8 protein-coding genes are annotated in these 15,118 nt (G+C 44.5%); 3 read left to right on the top strand and 5 right to left on the bottom strand.

What is annotated here, in order from left to right:
- The first annotated feature begins 583 nt into the window (after positions 1-583).
- Positions 584-2,770, top strand: coding sequence for a polyphosphate kinase 1 (ppk1, locus tag MSWH1_RS16925; protein ID WP_082088269.1), 2,187 nt, complete (start codon positions 584-586; stop codon positions 2,768-2,770).
- A 322-nt stretch (positions 2,771-3,092) separates the two neighbouring features.
- Positions 3,093-4,724, top strand: coding sequence for an exopolyphosphatase (gene ppx / locus MSWH1_RS16920; protein WP_048130064.1), 1,632 nt, complete (start codon positions 3,093-3,095; stop codon positions 4,722-4,724).
- 66 nt (positions 4,725-4,790) lie between these two features.
- Here ppx and MSWH1_RS16915 read toward each other — a convergent pair whose 3' ends face one another.
- The gene (locus tag MSWH1_RS16915; protein WP_048130063.1) at positions 4,791-7,463 is read right to left on the bottom strand and encodes a CHAD domain-containing protein; all 2,673 of its coding nucleotides are present in this window, start codon (positions 7,461-7,463) and stop codon (positions 4,791-4,793) included.
- A gap of 719 nt (positions 7,464-8,182) precedes the next feature.
- On the opposite strand from MSWH1_RS16915, the gene MSWH1_RS16910 reads away from it, so the two are divergent.
- Complete coding sequence (locus MSWH1_RS16910; protein WP_048130062.1) at positions 8,183-9,304, top strand: ORC1-type DNA replication protein; 1,122 nt, start codon at positions 8,183-8,185, stop codon at positions 9,302-9,304.
- Between the two features lie 166 nt (positions 9,305-9,470).
- Here the strand turns inward: MSWH1_RS16910 and thsB are convergent, their stop codons facing one another.
- The 4 genes from thsB to MSWH1_RS16890 form a co-directional block, all read right to left on the bottom strand.
- Entirely contained in the window at positions 9,471-11,141 is a 1,671-nt protein-coding gene (thsB, locus tag MSWH1_RS16905) for a thermosome subunit beta (protein WP_048130061.1), read from the bottom strand.
- A 601-nt stretch (positions 11,142-11,742) separates the two neighbouring features.
- Positions 11,743-12,546 carry a DUF169 domain-containing protein gene (locus tag MSWH1_RS16900; protein WP_048130060.1) on the bottom strand — a complete coding sequence of 268 codons (804 nt, stop codon included), beginning with the start codon at positions 12,544-12,546 and terminating at the stop codon, positions 11,743-11,745.
- 29 nt (positions 12,547-12,575) lie between these two features.
- The gene (gene sepS, locus MSWH1_RS16895; RefSeq protein WP_048130059.1) at positions 12,576-14,195 is read right to left on the bottom strand and encodes an O-phosphoserine--tRNA ligase; all 1,620 of its coding nucleotides are present in this window, start codon (positions 14,193-14,195) and stop codon (positions 12,576-12,578) included.
- Between the two features lie 249 nt (positions 14,196-14,444).
- A complete protein-coding gene (locus MSWH1_RS16890) occupies positions 14,445-15,077 on the bottom strand; it encodes a haloacid dehalogenase (protein ID WP_048130058.1) in 633 nt (210 codons plus the stop codon).
- Positions 15,078-15,118: the final 41 nt, after the last annotated feature.

Below are 15,118 nucleotides of genomic sequence, written 5' to 3'. Positions count from 1 at the left end.
AATATCTATTGTCTTTTAAACATTTTTTTAAAATATCTCACTCTCGAATTCGTATGCCATTTTCTGGTTATTCTTGGCGGTTTTACCCGGATAATATCCTGTTATTTTTGTTTTTGTAGATTCGCTATATTCTTTTTTTGTTTGTTTTTTCAGTTTTCTAAGAGATAATATTATAAATCTTTAGTACTATATATTGATAAATAGTAGTGAGTTGGCTAAGATTTTGGACAGTTCTTATATTCTTGCTAATCCAAAAGTCTATATATGTCTTAGTGTCAATGCATCTCCGATCACTATTTAAGAAGATGCGCCTTACCCCCGGACAGGAAATAGAAAACTCAGCCGGTTAACTGGTTACTGAATGGGTTGATATGCAGTTCAGGGAATATTTTTCCGAAAACTGGTTATTTTGGCTGTCGAGTGGATTCGAGGTTATTTTCTTTCTAACCCTGCTAATTACACTGAAAAAACATCTGGTAATAATGTCAAATAATGGAACAGACAAAAATCTTATATTCCAATCTTCTTATATTTTTGAGGATGGATCTGAAGAAACACAAACTCCAGGCCACGCGTGATAGGAATGGAACGGAACTTCCCAATTCAGTGTGCAGATTTTGATAGATTGGTTACGGATAGTGTTGAGGGGATCCGGGTTGAAGTATCAGGCATGTCTGATCTGAGCGACCCATGCCTTTATGCGGACAGGGAATACAGCTGGCTTCAGTTCAATGACCGTGTACTCGAAGAAGCCCTGGATGAACGTAATCCTCTGCTTGAAAGAGTTAAATTTCTTTCCATCTTCGGGAGCAACCTTGATGAGTTTTTCATGGTCAGGGTCTCCGGGGTTCAGAAACGTATTACAGAAGGGGCAAAGGGAGACCGTGTAGATGAACTGGCCCAGGAACAGCTGAAGGTCATCCGGGGAGAACTTCTAAGACAGCTTCCTGTAAACGACAGTTGCTGGAATGAAGTGCTCGAACCGGCTCTAAGGGAAAAGGGAATTAAAGTCCTGAACTACTTTGAACTTTCCGGAGAAGACAGAGAAAAACTCAGGGACTATTTCGAAAGAAATATTTTCCCACTACTGACTCCCCTTGGTTTTGACTCTGGGCATCCTTTCCCCCATATTTCAAATCTCAGTCTTAATCTTGCCGTACTTATCGATGACCCGGACTACGGGGAACGTTTTGCCAGGGTCAAGATCCCTCCTATGTTCACAAGGCTGATTGTTGTTCCCGGAGAGGGCCAGGAAAAAATAATTTCCAGTTTTGAAGATCTGAAATCAGGGCGTTTTGTGTGGATCGAACAGCTGATTGCTGCAAACCTCGATCTGCTGTTCCCCGGGCAGCGTATTCTCGGAGCTTATCCTTTCAGGATCACGCGCGATGCTGACCTCGGCTTTGATGAAGACGGGGACAAGGACCTTCTGACGGCTGTTAAGCAGAGGGTGGGGAGAAACTACTTCGGGCCTGCTGTCCGGCTTGAAACCGACTATACTATGCCTGAAAGGGTTTCTTATATTCTCCTTAAGAATCTGGAGTTAACACCTCCTTTGATGTTCAGGGCAGCGGCGCCTCTGGGCCTTTCAAGCCTCATGAAGCTTGTACAAATCAATCGCCCTGAGCTTAAATACGAGCCTTTTGAGCAGAGAAAACATTCTCTTATGGCCGATAAGGAAAACATTTTTTCAGCCCTGAAAAAGAAGGATATCCTGCTCTATCACCCTTACGACAGTTTCGAATCGGTAACTGATCTGGTGGAAGAAGCCGCTGATGACCCGGATGTCCTGGCAATTAAAATGACGTTATACAGGGTAGATGACAACTCCAGGATTATCCAGGCTCTTATGAAAGCTGCGGACCGGAACAAGCAGGTAGCAGTCCTTGTTGAACTTAAAGCCCGTTTTGACGAAGAGAATAACATTGGCTGGGCAAAGGAACTCGAGCGCAAGGGTGTTCACGTAGCCTATGGTTTTCCCGGGCGTAAAACCCATGCCAAGATGTGCCTTATTGTAAGGGCTGAAAAAGAAGGCATCAGGTATTATGTGCATATGAGCACTGGAAACTATAATGCTGTCACTGGAAAACTTTATACAGACTTCGGTTACCTCACAGGTGACCCCTTCATAGGCAAAGACATCTCTGACCTTTTCAATGCCCTTACAGGCTATTCAAGGAAAGACCATTACATCAAGCTCCTGGTGGCTCCCCAGAACATGAGGCACCAGATCCTTGAGCGCATCAGGCGTGAGATTGACCTGCACGAGAAATTCGGGAACGGACACCTTATCTTCAAGATGAATTCCCTTGTGGACTATCAGTGCATCCGGGAACTCTACAGGGCTTCAAGGGTTGGAGTAAAGGTAGATCTCATTGTCAGGGGTATCTGCTGCCTTAGGCCCGGCATTTACGGTTTGAGCGAAAATATCAGGGTCACTTCGATAGTCGGGCGTTTTCTTGAACACTCAAGAGCATACTATTTCAGGAACGGCGGAAAAGAAGAGATCTTTATGGGCAGTGCCGACCTTATGCCCCGCAACCTAGACAACCGGGTCGAAATCCTCTTTCCCGTATCTTCGGATTACATCCCTATTCTGCGTGACGTCATCCTCGGTACCCACCTGAAAGATAACATAAAAGCTCGTCTTCTCCTTCCTAACGGCAGGACTGAAAGGATCTACCCGCAGCCCGATGAAGAAGAAATGGATTCTCAGCTCTGGATGCTTGAGAACAGAGGCAGCTGGGAGCTTAAAACGGAAAAAAGTTGAAAGAAAACTTTAATTTTTCCTTTTTGTTTTCTCTTTTCCTTAGTTGCTGTGTTTTCCTTTTCCACCTGAAATTTTTATGCTACTCTCTGGAGTTTCATAAACCCCCAGCAGGAAACCCTTGAGTCTTTAGCTAAGGGGTAATTGACATGGGTAGGGTTTTTGAACTTACAATTTCACATATATAGGAAGATAGAACTCAGGAAAATACTATCCGAAAATAAATCTCAAATTGAATAAAAATGTAAACGGACATTTTGAAGTTTATAATGCTCTCTTTATCCTTCTAGAAAAACAAAAAAGCAAGGCTTTCAGGTGGTCATGAATGGAACCCGAGAAAATTTCCGAAGGCAGGGTTGTTGCGTTTATTGATATAGGGACTAACTCAGTCAGGCTTCTTTTGGTCCGGATCAATCCCAACGGGTCTTACCAGCCCTTGACCAAGCAGAAGGAAACGGTGCGGCTTGGAGAAAAGGAGTTTATAGACAGAATCCTGCAGCCAGAAGCAATAGAGCGGGCAACCGTTGTCTGTAAAAAGTTCATGGAGCTTGCAAGGGCTTACAGGGCAGAAGAGATCATAGCTGTGGCAACCTCTGCAACCCGGGATGCGAGCAATAGGGTTCAGTTTCTTGAAATGATTAAAAAAGAGGCAAACCTTGAGGTCTGTACTATTTCGGGGTCCGAAGAAGCTCGCCTGATCTATCTGGGGGTCTCAAGTGGGCTCCGCCTTGGTTATTCAAAAGCTCTTTTTATTGATATCGGGGGTGGGAGCACTGAAGTGTCGATAGGGGATCAGAGCCAGTGTTACTTCCTTCACTCCCTTAACCTCGGGTCAATCCGCCTGACAAACATGTTCCTTCCGGATGAAACAGGTCCGGTTTCCGAGGAGCGTTATGAGCAGATCAAAGCCTACATACGGCGCAAGACCGCGGATATAACAAAAGAACTTTCCCGGTACAGGGCGGACAGTGCTATTGGAAGCTCGGGAACTATCGAAAACCTTGCAAAAATCGCTTTTGTTTACCTGCATAAAACAGCCCATGAAAGTTTTGAGAAGCTTGAATACGAAGACTTGAAGAAAATTGTCAGGGCAATGTGCGCCTTGTCGCTTGAAGAGAGGCGTAAATTTCCGGGGATAAACACTCAGAGGGCAGATATCATTCTTGCAGGCGCTGCAATCATAGAGACCCTTATGGAGGAGCTTGAACTTTCAGAGATTACGATCAGCAAGCGCGGGCTCAGGGAAGGGTTGCTTGTAGATTATATCTCAAAGAGTGAGTTCTCTTACATGGTCACGCAGATGTCGGTAAGAAAACGCAGCATCATGCAGCTTGGCCTTGCTTGCAACTTTGATGAAGAACATGCCCATATCGTCACCAGGCTTGCTCTTGAACTCTTTGACAGTATCCAGGCTCTTGGGATCTATGAGTTTCAAGAGAGTGAGAGAGAGCTTCTCGAATACGGCGCAACCCTGCACGATATAGGAACATTTCTCTCATATGATACCCATCAGGCACATGCCTATCACCTCATAAGAGAGAGCAACCTCCCGGGTTTCCAGCCTGAAGAAATCGAAATAATTTCAAACCTTGCGTATTTCCACAGGAAAAACACCCCTAAAAAGAAGCATCCCAATCTTGAAGGGCTCAGCAAAGAAACAGTAAAAAGCGTGAGGCTTCTCAGCGCCCTGCTCCGTATTGCCGAAGGGCTTGACCGTTCCCATACAGGAATTATTTCCCATGTCCGTTTTTATATTGCCTCCACCGACAGCCTTGTGCTCGAGATGCATGCCCGGTGGGAGTGCCAGCTCGAAATCTGGGAGGTAGAGAAACAGAAAAAATATTTCAAAAAGATGTTTGGGTATAACCTCCAGTCCAAAGTTCTTATCGAACAGGCGGCAGGGGTCCCTGTAGTTTTTGAGGGAAGTGCTGAGGTTGAGGAAGTCCCACGGGGATGAAACTTCTTCAAAAACACAATATTCTTCAAAACTTAAATTGGTTTTTAAAAATAAACTGAAAATCCATCAGAGGCTTTCATACAGGCTTATGACTGCACTTTCAATTCTCCTTCCAAACTCTTTGTTTTGGACTTTTTCCCAGGCATCCGGAAAGGTATTGAGCAGAGTTAAGAGTTCTTCTTCCCTGTACGCAAGGTAAGCTTCCACCCCTCCGAGGCTTTTGGAAATTTGTGTTTTACTCGATGCCTTTTCACTTTCTAAAGATCCCCAGGTCTCTGTTCTCAGGTAAGAGCCAAGCATTTCGGTTGCAACGACTGCATCATGCAGGTCTCCAAGGTGGTCCTGCAAAACTTTGAAATCTTTTATTAAGAGTCCGATTTCTTTCCCGAGTACGCTTTCAAAGAACTCCAAAGTATAACGCAGCCCTTTGGCCGCAATCCTGAGTCTGTGCAACCTTTCAACAGAAACATAGGGTCCTTCCACCCATTCGGAGTAGGCACTTATGTCGGCTAAACGGGCATAGAGGATCGAAGGGAGCACATCTTTTATTCTGTGAGGCAGAGCGTCATGTTTCTCCGTAGTTGTGGGGAGAGCCCAGGTTTCTGGGAACTCCAGAAATTCTGAAAAGTCTTTCTTAAAACGGCTGTATTTTTCACTGTCAAGGTAATCAAGCATATTTTCCCTGGCTTTTTCTCTCTCCTCTGTAAGTGTGATAAAAAGAGGGTCAAGGTCGTGTTCATGCCCTGAAGGCAGGGTTTTCAAATAAGTTTCTGCTTTTTCCCTGAAAACGTCCAGGTCCCGGACTCCTCCGAGAGCTCCAAGTGTTCTCTTGAGTCCTTTAAGGTGAGGTTCCAATTTTTCGGATTCAAGGTATTCATTAAAGACTGTTGTTGCCGCCCTCATCCTGCGGATCGCAACGCGCATGGCATGCAGCTCTTCGATGTCTTCTCCTTTTCGGGTTCCCTTTTCATGGATTAGCATCTGGGATAACTGGTATGTAAAGATCCTGTGAGCAACAAAAGCCATGGAATCTTCCAAGCTGACCGTGAATTTCTGAGTTTCTTTTCTTTTCTTCTTCTCAATTCTTTTTTCAGCTTTACCCTCAACTTTTCCCCGGGGTTTTTCTCCTCTTTTTTCTTCAGCTTCTCCTCCTTTTTCTCTTTGTGTTTTTTCTGAGATTCTTCCCGGGGCTATTTTCAGGGCTCTTTCTGAGCCTTCTGATTCTGGAAGTTCCCTCGCCTGCGTAAACCGTAGTTTGGTGCTGAAGAGATATTCCCAGAGTTCGCTTCTTTTTTCCGCCTTTTTTGCAATTTTTTCTGCATCAGGTCCCAGAAGTTCTATTTCAACTGCTTCATCAAGTTGCCTGAATCTGTAGGGTTGAAATATCTGAGTTACTGTATCGGAAAGGTTTGCAATCCGGAGTAAAGCTGTAAGAATGAGGGCTTTATTCTGAAAAGCCGGAGAAAGACCTGTATTCTTTTCTTCAAAGACTGCAGAAAGCTTTTTTTCACTTATTTCGGGGGCCTGAAGTTCCATGATAAGGGCAAGCATTTGCAGTTCGCTATTTTTCAGGTCTTTAATCGGATGGGTAAGAAGAATTTCTCTGCTCATTATGGCTTCTTCTCCTCTGTATACCGAACTTCCGATACCATGCAAGAGGGCTGCAAGTCCGAGAAGTTCTTTTTCCTTCTTTCCGAGCCCGTGATAAGCAGAAAGCCCGTCAAAAAGGGCGAGAATTCCTGTTCTGATGCCTGCTGACCTTACTTTGTTAACTCCATACAGTTCCATAAGGGCTTCAGGGGTCCATTCCTCGATGCCCATCTCAGTCCAGCCTTTATGAGGTACTCCTCTTCCGGGTTGGAAATGAAATGCCAGGTTTTTTTCTGGAGTTTTTCTTTTATTTACTGTAAAAGGAAAGACTGAAAGCCTTTCTTTTTTAAACCGCGAGAGTAGAGCTTTGATCTCCGGTTCCGGAACTTTAAGTAGAAGCCCGAGTTCTGCAGGACTACAGCCCCTGTCAATTAAAAGAAGAATCTTAGCTTGCTTCCCGTATATGTTTTTGTGACCCGCAAGCTGTGCACAGACAGCTCTTTCTTTCAGGTTCATGAAAGTTTTTTCCGGGAGATTTTCCCTGAAAATATAGGCTCTCTCAAACTTGGAAAAAGGGCTCTCTACAAGGCTGTAATGACTTAGCAGGAAATCCCGGATGATCTCAAGGTCTTTGACAGTCCCCTCGTTTTTAAGTTCCACCTCAAACTCATTGTAGAGTTTTTTCCGGCTTTCGCTTTTGAGGTTTACCCTGTCCAGATAGAGGTCAGCTACATGCTTTTCTTTAAGATTTAACTTGTGAATTAGCCTTTTCTGTTTGAGGGTGATAAGTGGATAAAGGTCAAGTCCTGAGGTAAACTCAAAAATCATGTTTCTGATCCTGAGGTTGGGACATTCAAGCACAGAAAGTCTTTCAGGCAAGAAACTGACATATTCTTCTCTCCAGTGGGTTCCATTTTCAAAACCTCCCAGGCTTTTGATTGTCACCCATTTCCCTTTTTCCCCTGCGGCTTTTCTTATTCTCAGGTAATACCCGGCAGCCATAATGTCTTTGTTTTCGGTATCAAGAAAAGTGTCCTCAATTATCTGGATCTGAGCTTCAGAAATAGTATAAGATGCAAGCCTGGAGAGATTTTCAAGCTCTTTAAAATCTGTCTCTTCCGGGACCAAAAATTTTGACTCAATTTCCATATTAGTTCTTCCCGCCCGCTGTGAATACTGAGTATATATGTGCTTATTCTTCAAATGTGTAGCCAATCTTCAAATATGTACTGTACTCAGGAATCTATGATATTTTTAGTTATTCTCTAAATTCCTTCCTCTTTTTTTCCTTCCTTCATTTTCCCTTTAGCCAGTGATTATCCTTTTTATAAAGTAATTTAAATACTGTCAACAAGGTTAAATCATATGTTTTTTCTTTACCCGGGGATTGGTTGTTATATCACTGGATTACTTTTCTGGATGATTACTCAAACTGCAAAATAGTGGTTCAGAAGTAGGCATTAATCAGTAACAATTCAAAAAAGCTAAAATGTAATAAAACGTATTTATTAAAAATTTAAACAGAGCAATGGATATATTTACCAAAAATTTGACTTATTTATATCAAACCGGGAGTATGATCTTTTAAAACTTCTGTTCAAACTCTGGAACTCATACTCTCTAATTACACTGAATCTCTAATTACACTGAATCTCTAATTACACTGAATCTCTAATTACACTGAATCTCTAATTACACTGAGTATTTACTTATGCTGCATTCGATTGAGATCCAGCCATTCACCCATACTTTTACAGCCTTTCACTCAACCAGTAGTATCCAGCAATTGCAAGAGATCCAGTTATAAAAGTCCGGCAGCAAAAAGGATACATTATAAAGGATACATCAAAACAAAGGAGCAAGTTTCCTTGACAGGCAACGATATACTACTCTGGGACGAAACCCTATTTAAGGACCTTTCGGTACTTGAGCCGGATTATCTCCCGGAATATTTCCCCCACAGAGACTCACAGTTAAATGCGCTCAGGTTTGCGCTCAGACCTTCCCTGCGCGGCATGCGGCCTTTAAATTGTTTGCTGGTCGGTCCTCCAGGAACAGGAAAGACCAGTGCGGTTATGAAGGTTTTCAGGGAAGTTGAGGCTCATGCTCCGGGCGTTGTGGCTGTAAAGATTAACTGCCAGATTGATTCCACCCGTTTTGCCGTAATTTCCAGAATTTACAGGCAGCTGTTTGGGATCTCTCCTCCTAATTCCGGGATTGCTTTCCGTAAACTATTTGAAAATGTTGTAAATTTCCTGATTTCTTCGGAAAAAGTTTTGATTGTGGCGCTGGATGACCTTAATTATCTCTGCTGTGAGGGACATGCCAATGAAGTGATGTATTCCCTGCTCAGGGCTCACGAGCAGTACCCCGGAGCAAAGATAGGGGTTATCGGGATCGTAAATGATGCATCTGACCTTTATTGTTTGGACTCAAGAGTCAACTCTGTTTTTCTGCCTGAAGAAATAGCTTCTCCAAGGTATGGGGAGACAGAGATTCTGGACATCCTTAAGGACAGAGTCAAGTACGGATTTTATCCAAAAGTAATTTCTGACGAAGTGCTGGAACTTGTTGTTTCGTATGTGGAAAAAACAGGTGATATGAGGGTCGGAATCGATCTTCTAAAACGTTCGGGTTTCAACGCCGAGCGCAGGGGAAGCCGCATGATCTTATCTGAAGATGTGGAAAAAGCCTACGAGGCTTCTAAACTGCTCCATCTGTGCAGGGGCATAAGCCTCCTCTCGGACTCTGAAAAACAGCTGCTTGAACTGATAGCAAGAGCAGATGATGTTAAGGCAGGGGAACTCTACAAATCCTTCCATGAGCTGACACAGCTCGGATACACTCGTTTTTACGGTATGGTCAACAGGCTTCAGGCTCTTAACTATGTGGACGCTGACTTTACAGGCAAAGGCAAGCGAGGCAGGACAAGGATAATAAAAACAAAGTATGAAGCTGAGGCTATCCTTAGCTGCCTTAAAAAAGCCTGAAAGAGAAAAAATGAACGGAAATTCATATGGCTTTTCCGGTGAGAGGCCGGAAACAGGCTTTCAGGCTTGGAATATTTTTTGATTGAACTTTAAAAAAGGAGCAGTAAAGAAACTGCACCTTTTTTGGAGTCAATCATTTATCGGTTTTACCTTATTTTTAAGGAATTTACATCATTCCTGGGGGCATTCCGCCCATACCGCCCATTCCTTGGGGCATTCCGCCCATTCCTGGGGGCATTCCGCCACCCATTTCTTCTGGGCCAGGGGCTGCACGGGTAGAAGCGATGATGTCGTCGATCCTGAGGATCATGACTGCAGATTCGGTAGCTGCGTTGATGACCTGAGTCTTGACTCTGAGGGGTTCGACTACGAAGTTCTTCCACATGTCAACGACCTTGCCTTCATAGACATCAAGCCCTGCGGTCTTCATGCCTTTCTCGTGCTGGGAGCGAAGTTCCATGAGCATGTCTATTGGGTCGAGACCTGCGTTTTCTGCAAGGGTCCTGGGGATAACTTCGAGAGCTTCGGCGTAGGCTTTAACTGCAAGCTGTTCTCTGCCTTCGAGAGTTGCTGCGTATTCCTGGAGCCTGAGGGCAACCTCAACTTCAGGAGAGCCGCCGCCTGCAACAAGTTTTTCATCTTCGATTGCAACTCCTACTACACGGAGGGCATCTTCAAGAGCGCTGTCGATGCTGTCAACTACGTGCTCTGTGCCGCCGCGCAGGAGGATAGTAACGGCTTTGGGGTTGTTGCAGCCTGTGACAAAGGTCATGTTGTCGCCACCAACTTTCTTCTCTTCCACGAGCCCTGCATATCCGAGGTCTTCGGGGATGACTTCATCCAGGTTGGTGATGAGTTTGCCGCCTGTTGCCCTTGCGAGCTTTTCCATGTCGCTCTTCTTGACCCTGCGGATAGCAAAGATGCCTGCCTTTGCAAGGTAGTGCTGGGCAAGGTCTTCAATGCCCTTCTGGCAGAAGACAACGTTTGCACCGCTGCCGATTACCTTCTGGACAGTCTTCTTGAGCATCTGCTCTTCCTGGTCGAGGAAGGACTGGAGCTGGTCAGGAGAAGTTATTGAGATTTCGGCATCTACTTCAGTGTCTTTGAGTTCGATTGCACTGTTAAGAAGGAGGAGCTTTGCGTCCTTGACTTTCTCAGGCATGTTGGAGTGGATTCTTTCCTTGTCAATGATCATGCCCTGAATAAGTTCGGAATCCTCGACTCTGCCACCTACTTTCTTGATAACGCTGATGTTTTCCCTATCAACTGTCTTTTTACCATTCGTGTCGACAACGCTTGTGACAGCGTCTACGGCGATTTCGGAGAGGAGTCTCTTAGAGGCCTCTGCACCTTTTCCGGTCATGGCGGTTTCAGCGATGCTGACCAGCAGGTCACGGTTAGACATATCCACATTCATTGCCAGGGAATTAAGGACTTCAACAGCTTTTTCGGCTGCCAGCCTGTATCCGGATGCAATGATTGTCGGGTGAATTTCCTGCTCGATTAAGTCCTCGGCTTTTTTTAAGAGCTCACCGGCGACAACAGCTGCACTGGTGGTTCCGTCTCCCACTTCATCGTCTTGGGTCTTGGCTACTTCTACCACCATCTTTGCTGCAGGGTGCTCGATGTCCATCTCTTTGAGAATGGTTGCCCCGTCATTTGTGATGACCACATCACCCATTGAGTCCACGAGCATCTTGTCCATGCCCTTGGGACCAAGGGTTGTTCTGACTGCTTCGGCTACTGCCTTTGCAGCCATGATGTTGTTACTCTGGGCATCTCTGCCTCTGGTTCTCTTACTTCCTTCTTTCAAAATGAATATTGGCTGTCCTGCCACGATTTAAATCCTCCATTAGTGTGAATTTGGAATAGTTCTGTAATTAAAATCGCATTTTACATGTTTGTACTTCTATATAAACTCATCCCATCGATCTCTCTGTAATAAGTATACTTTGGTATTTGCTTTCTTCAAAGAACAGCATGAGATGAACTCGTTTTATACCGGATTTCTTTAACAAAAAAGACCAGATTAAAAAGACTAGATGAAAACTAGTACATAGATTCTAATATAAATCCATAAAATAATTACATTAATCATTCAATAAACTACTTTTTAACTACCTTATGCCCCGTATAAGCCGTCGCCCCAAATTATCATTCACTCAAAAAGATTTAGACTATCTTATCAAGTTCAGCTGCTCTAGAAATCAAGCAGCAAGCATTGTCGAAAAATCTAAAATCATACTTTTATAATCTAAAAGAAAGAGGAATTAATTAGGAATCGATGCAGTAGTAGAAGAAGTCGATGACAGCAAGCGCAAAAAGCGTTTTTCAGCTGGATCATTTTTTCTGAAGAGTTTTGTCTTTGCTCTCGTCCTGATCTTTCTTTTGGTAACCGTTGCAGTTGTTTCTCCGGGTCAGTTTTTATTCATTGTCTCTTAACACATTGTTTCGGGAAGTTTTGAAAGCCCTTCCTCAATTTCCTCGACTTTTTCAAAAGCAATTCCGAGAGGAACTTCAAAATCTTCATATCTGCTGTGTTTTCTTGATCCTTTACACCCGAAAGATAAGCTCATGCCCTTTTCCAGAGCCAGTACGGTACAATCTCCACAGATTGAAGCTGCACCCATTGTGTCCATTACTGTCCTTTTTCCTTCTGAATAAGCATTTGCCTGGACAATTCGCATGGCTTTCTCAGGTTTAAGGAAAAGAATTAACACATCAAAGTTACCCTTATTCAGGGACAGCGGCTCGACCACTACGGAGCAAAATTTTCTCTTTAATCTTGGAAGGGATAGAGCTGCCTTTTCTGCAGCTTGAGTATCCCTGTATCTTCCGGATTTAAGATAATATTCAGCAGGGTTTTCCTCAGAGAGGCCCAGGACGTAGTCCCCGGGAGAGCAGTTCTGCCCGGAAATCCGGAACTTCTCTCCCATACGGGCTTTCTGCACAAGTTCGCAAAAGAGAAAGCCGGATTTTTCAGGAAGCTCTTCACTTCCTTTTCCGGTTACTTTTTTTTTAGGCACTGTTTCCTGGATTGGTACTGTTTCCTGGGCTGGTACTGTTTCCTGGGCTGGTACTGTTTCCTGGACTGGTACCGATCCACTGGCTGGTACCACTTCTCGGAATCTTTCTCTTGTGTCCCCCTCTTCTATCTCAAAGGTTACACATACAGGCTCTCCCGTTTCCATCAACCGTCTGAGTTTCGGGTATCCTGAAAACGGCACTCTTTCTATTTGCATACAGCCTATTCCTGTTTTTACTGCTTATCTCACTCGAATTTCGCTTTTACAGAAGTGAAAATCGGGCCTCTTATGTCGATTTTTTTCTTTTTACCTGTGATGTACCGCTGGACAGTAGAGCCTATTTTAATGTTGACTTCAGAGGGAACCTTGACTATTCTTACTCTGACAATATGCTCATCTGCTCCGGACATTGCAGCTTCTTCAATTTCCCGCGCAGTCTGGGCAGCAAAAGCCTCTATAAAACGTATGCTAGCCCTCGCAGAGTGGTTTTCAAAAGCTTTCTGCCATTTCTTGTTATTCGGGATTCCCAGAATGTCTCCCTGATAGGCAACGACCTCATTAAAGGCTGCAGGACCGCAGAGTTTTGTATTCTCTTCTGGCTCGACCACGGAGACTTTTACTTTCCTCCCGCAAATCTCCCCTTCCCAGGCTGGAAATTCACAGGGACTCGGCTCTTCTCCATGCAGTTCGCACTGAGAAACGATGGCATCTGCAATTGCCTGCCCTTCTGGAGTTTCAGGCATTCTGTCTACAAAGACCTGCTTTGCAAGTTCACTGTCGGGCATCTCCCACTCGCTGTACTGCGGAATCTGCGGGTAGGTCAGGGAACGGACATCAGGGGCATCATGCAGGATCATGGCAAGCCTTTCAACCCCAAGCCCGAGGTTCATTACAGGGTATGGAATATCATATTCTGCAAGGGCTGTTGGAGAGTATATACCGAAAGTTGCAACCTCGATCCAGCCGTCAGAGTACTTGGAGTTCGAGCCCACGAGTTTCGGGTGGAAGGCAAAGACCTCTATCTGGGTGTCAGGCACATAGTACTTGCTGCGTTTTTCATCGGGCCTGAAGAGGAACTTTTCAAAGCCGAATTGGGAGAGGAGCCCCTGAGCAACGGCTTTTCCGTGGTCTACGGTTACTTCTTCGTCCATAATAACACAGGAAGCCGAGTAGTAGGTCATAAGCCTGGAAGCGTCTTCTTGCTGTTCCCGCCTGAAACAGCGGTCTATTGAGAAAAAGTGGAATGGAGGTTCTTTTCTCTCAAGGAGGGCGCCCAGGGAAATGAACCAACCGCTTGTCATGTGACTGCGCAGTGTTTTTGTGCTTGCCTGGGGTATAAGCTCTTTGAATTCAGGAAAAACCCTTTCAATCATGTCGGCTACAAGGGCATCTGAAACTCCGAGGGCCGCTGAGATTTCTGGAACCAGGTCATCTCCCTCAACCGTCCCTTTTTTATAAGCGTGCAGGACTTTCCTGATTTTGTCTATTCCTTCGTCTCCTACGTCGCCCAGGATTTCTGTTACCTGTGCAATGCGCTCGTCAGAAATCCCTACATTGGGGCGGGGTAGACCTGCAAGATAGAAACAGCGGTCAAGGACTGCGAGGGCTTCGCTTCCGAACTGTTTGTGCACCTCTTTTTCATCAACTATAAGAGGGTTCATCATCTCTTCAAAACCCATGCGCAGATAGGCTTCCCTCAGTTTCTGGATTGTATCATAAACAGGATGAGCCTTCCCGTAACTCAGGGTGGTCCTCGGGTAGCGCTCATTAAGGGTAGGTGTTCTAACTATTTTTTTACCCTCGTTCCAGGCAAGGTCAAAATTTTCCTTTGCATCCTTTTTTATTTTTTCTGGATCAAATCTCATGGCTATCCTCTTGTAACTGATTATTGGAATTCTGGATCTGTCAGACCCTTACGATTTTATCGTTTATATGCATATGTTGAATGGTTTGGCGGCGCGGTGAAATACACTGGATAATGGGCGTCAGGTAGTTGAGCGCTAAATTGTAATGTAACTACACTGAATAGTAAATGATTTTAGTGGTTATTGTGAAAATTATTTAGTTCTCCTTCTCAGCCTGTAGCTCTGTCAACACTGAAGGAGAGAATCGTCTTACAGTCTGGATTTCAGGCTCTGCATTGCAAGCTCAAGCTTTTTCTGCTGAATTGAGTTTACCACATCGCCGCGTGTTTTTTCTATCAGGGAGCGGGATATATCGGTCTTTCGTCTGAGTCCGCCGGTTATCGCGTCAGGGTAGTCAAAGTCCATAAGGACTGCATGAATATTTTCCATGATCCCTAAAAATACTTCGGCTTTTTCAAAAGAATCTTCCCTGATAAGGTCAAGGACATGCCTTCTGAGCTCTCCCACTACGTCTCCAAGCCCGTTAAGATAGGCGGCGTACTCAATTCTCAGTTCGTCCGGAGATGGAATATTCTGTGTCTTTCCTTCGTCTTTTAAAAGGCTGTAGAGAACTGCAACTTCCGAATATTCTTGCTGGGCATGTTCTACAAATCCGGCGTGGTAAATGTCAGCATGTCCTTCGAACCGGGACTCAAGTTTTTTTAAAGCCTTTCCAGCCGCCTCTATGTTGTTACCTGCTTTTTCAAAATTCTTTCCATGCAGGGCAAAACTTGCTGTCCTGCATTCCCTTACAATTTCCCTTGAAATTTTCAGTCCTTCTTCCCTGATCTTATCTTTAACCTCGAAATTCTCCCTTATCCGGATAGAAATTTCTTCCAGCATTACTTTTGCCCCCCTGTAACATGTTATTCTCCATTTGTTTT

It is taken from the genome of Methanosarcina sp. WH1 (genome assembly GCF_000970005.1).
Classification (GTDB): Archaea; Halobacteriota; Methanosarcinia; order Methanosarcinales; family Methanosarcinaceae; genus Methanosarcina.
Note: the sequence above shows the minus strand (reverse complement) of the source record. Positions and strands in the feature narration are given on the sequence as shown.

What these genes read in the sequence shown, in the direction of transcription:
- MSWH1_RS16890 (WP_048130058.1), bottom strand. Translation starts at nt 15,077, where the DNA reads ATGCTGGAAGAAATTTCTATCCGGATAAGGGAGAATTTCGAGGTTAAA.
- MSWH1_RS16915 (WP_048130063.1), bottom strand. Translation starts at nt 7,463, where the DNA reads ATGGAAATTGAGTCAAAATTTTTGGTCCCGGAAGAGACAGATTTTAAA.
- sepS (WP_048130059.1), bottom strand. Translation starts at nt 14,195, where the DNA reads ATGAGATTTGATCCAGAAAAAATAAAAAAGGATGCAAAGGAAAATTTT.
- ppx (WP_048130064.1), top strand. Translation starts at nt 3,093, where the DNA reads ATGGAACCCGAGAAAATTTCCGAAGGCAGGGTTGTTGCGTTTATTGAT.
- MSWH1_RS16900 (WP_048130060.1), bottom strand. Translation starts at nt 12,546, where the DNA reads ATGCAAATAGAAAGAGTGCCGTTTTCAGGATACCCGAAACTCAGACGG.
- ppk1 (WP_082088269.1), top strand. Translation starts at nt 584, where the DNA reads ATGGAACGGAACTTCCCAATTCAGTGTGCAGATTTTGATAGATTGGTT.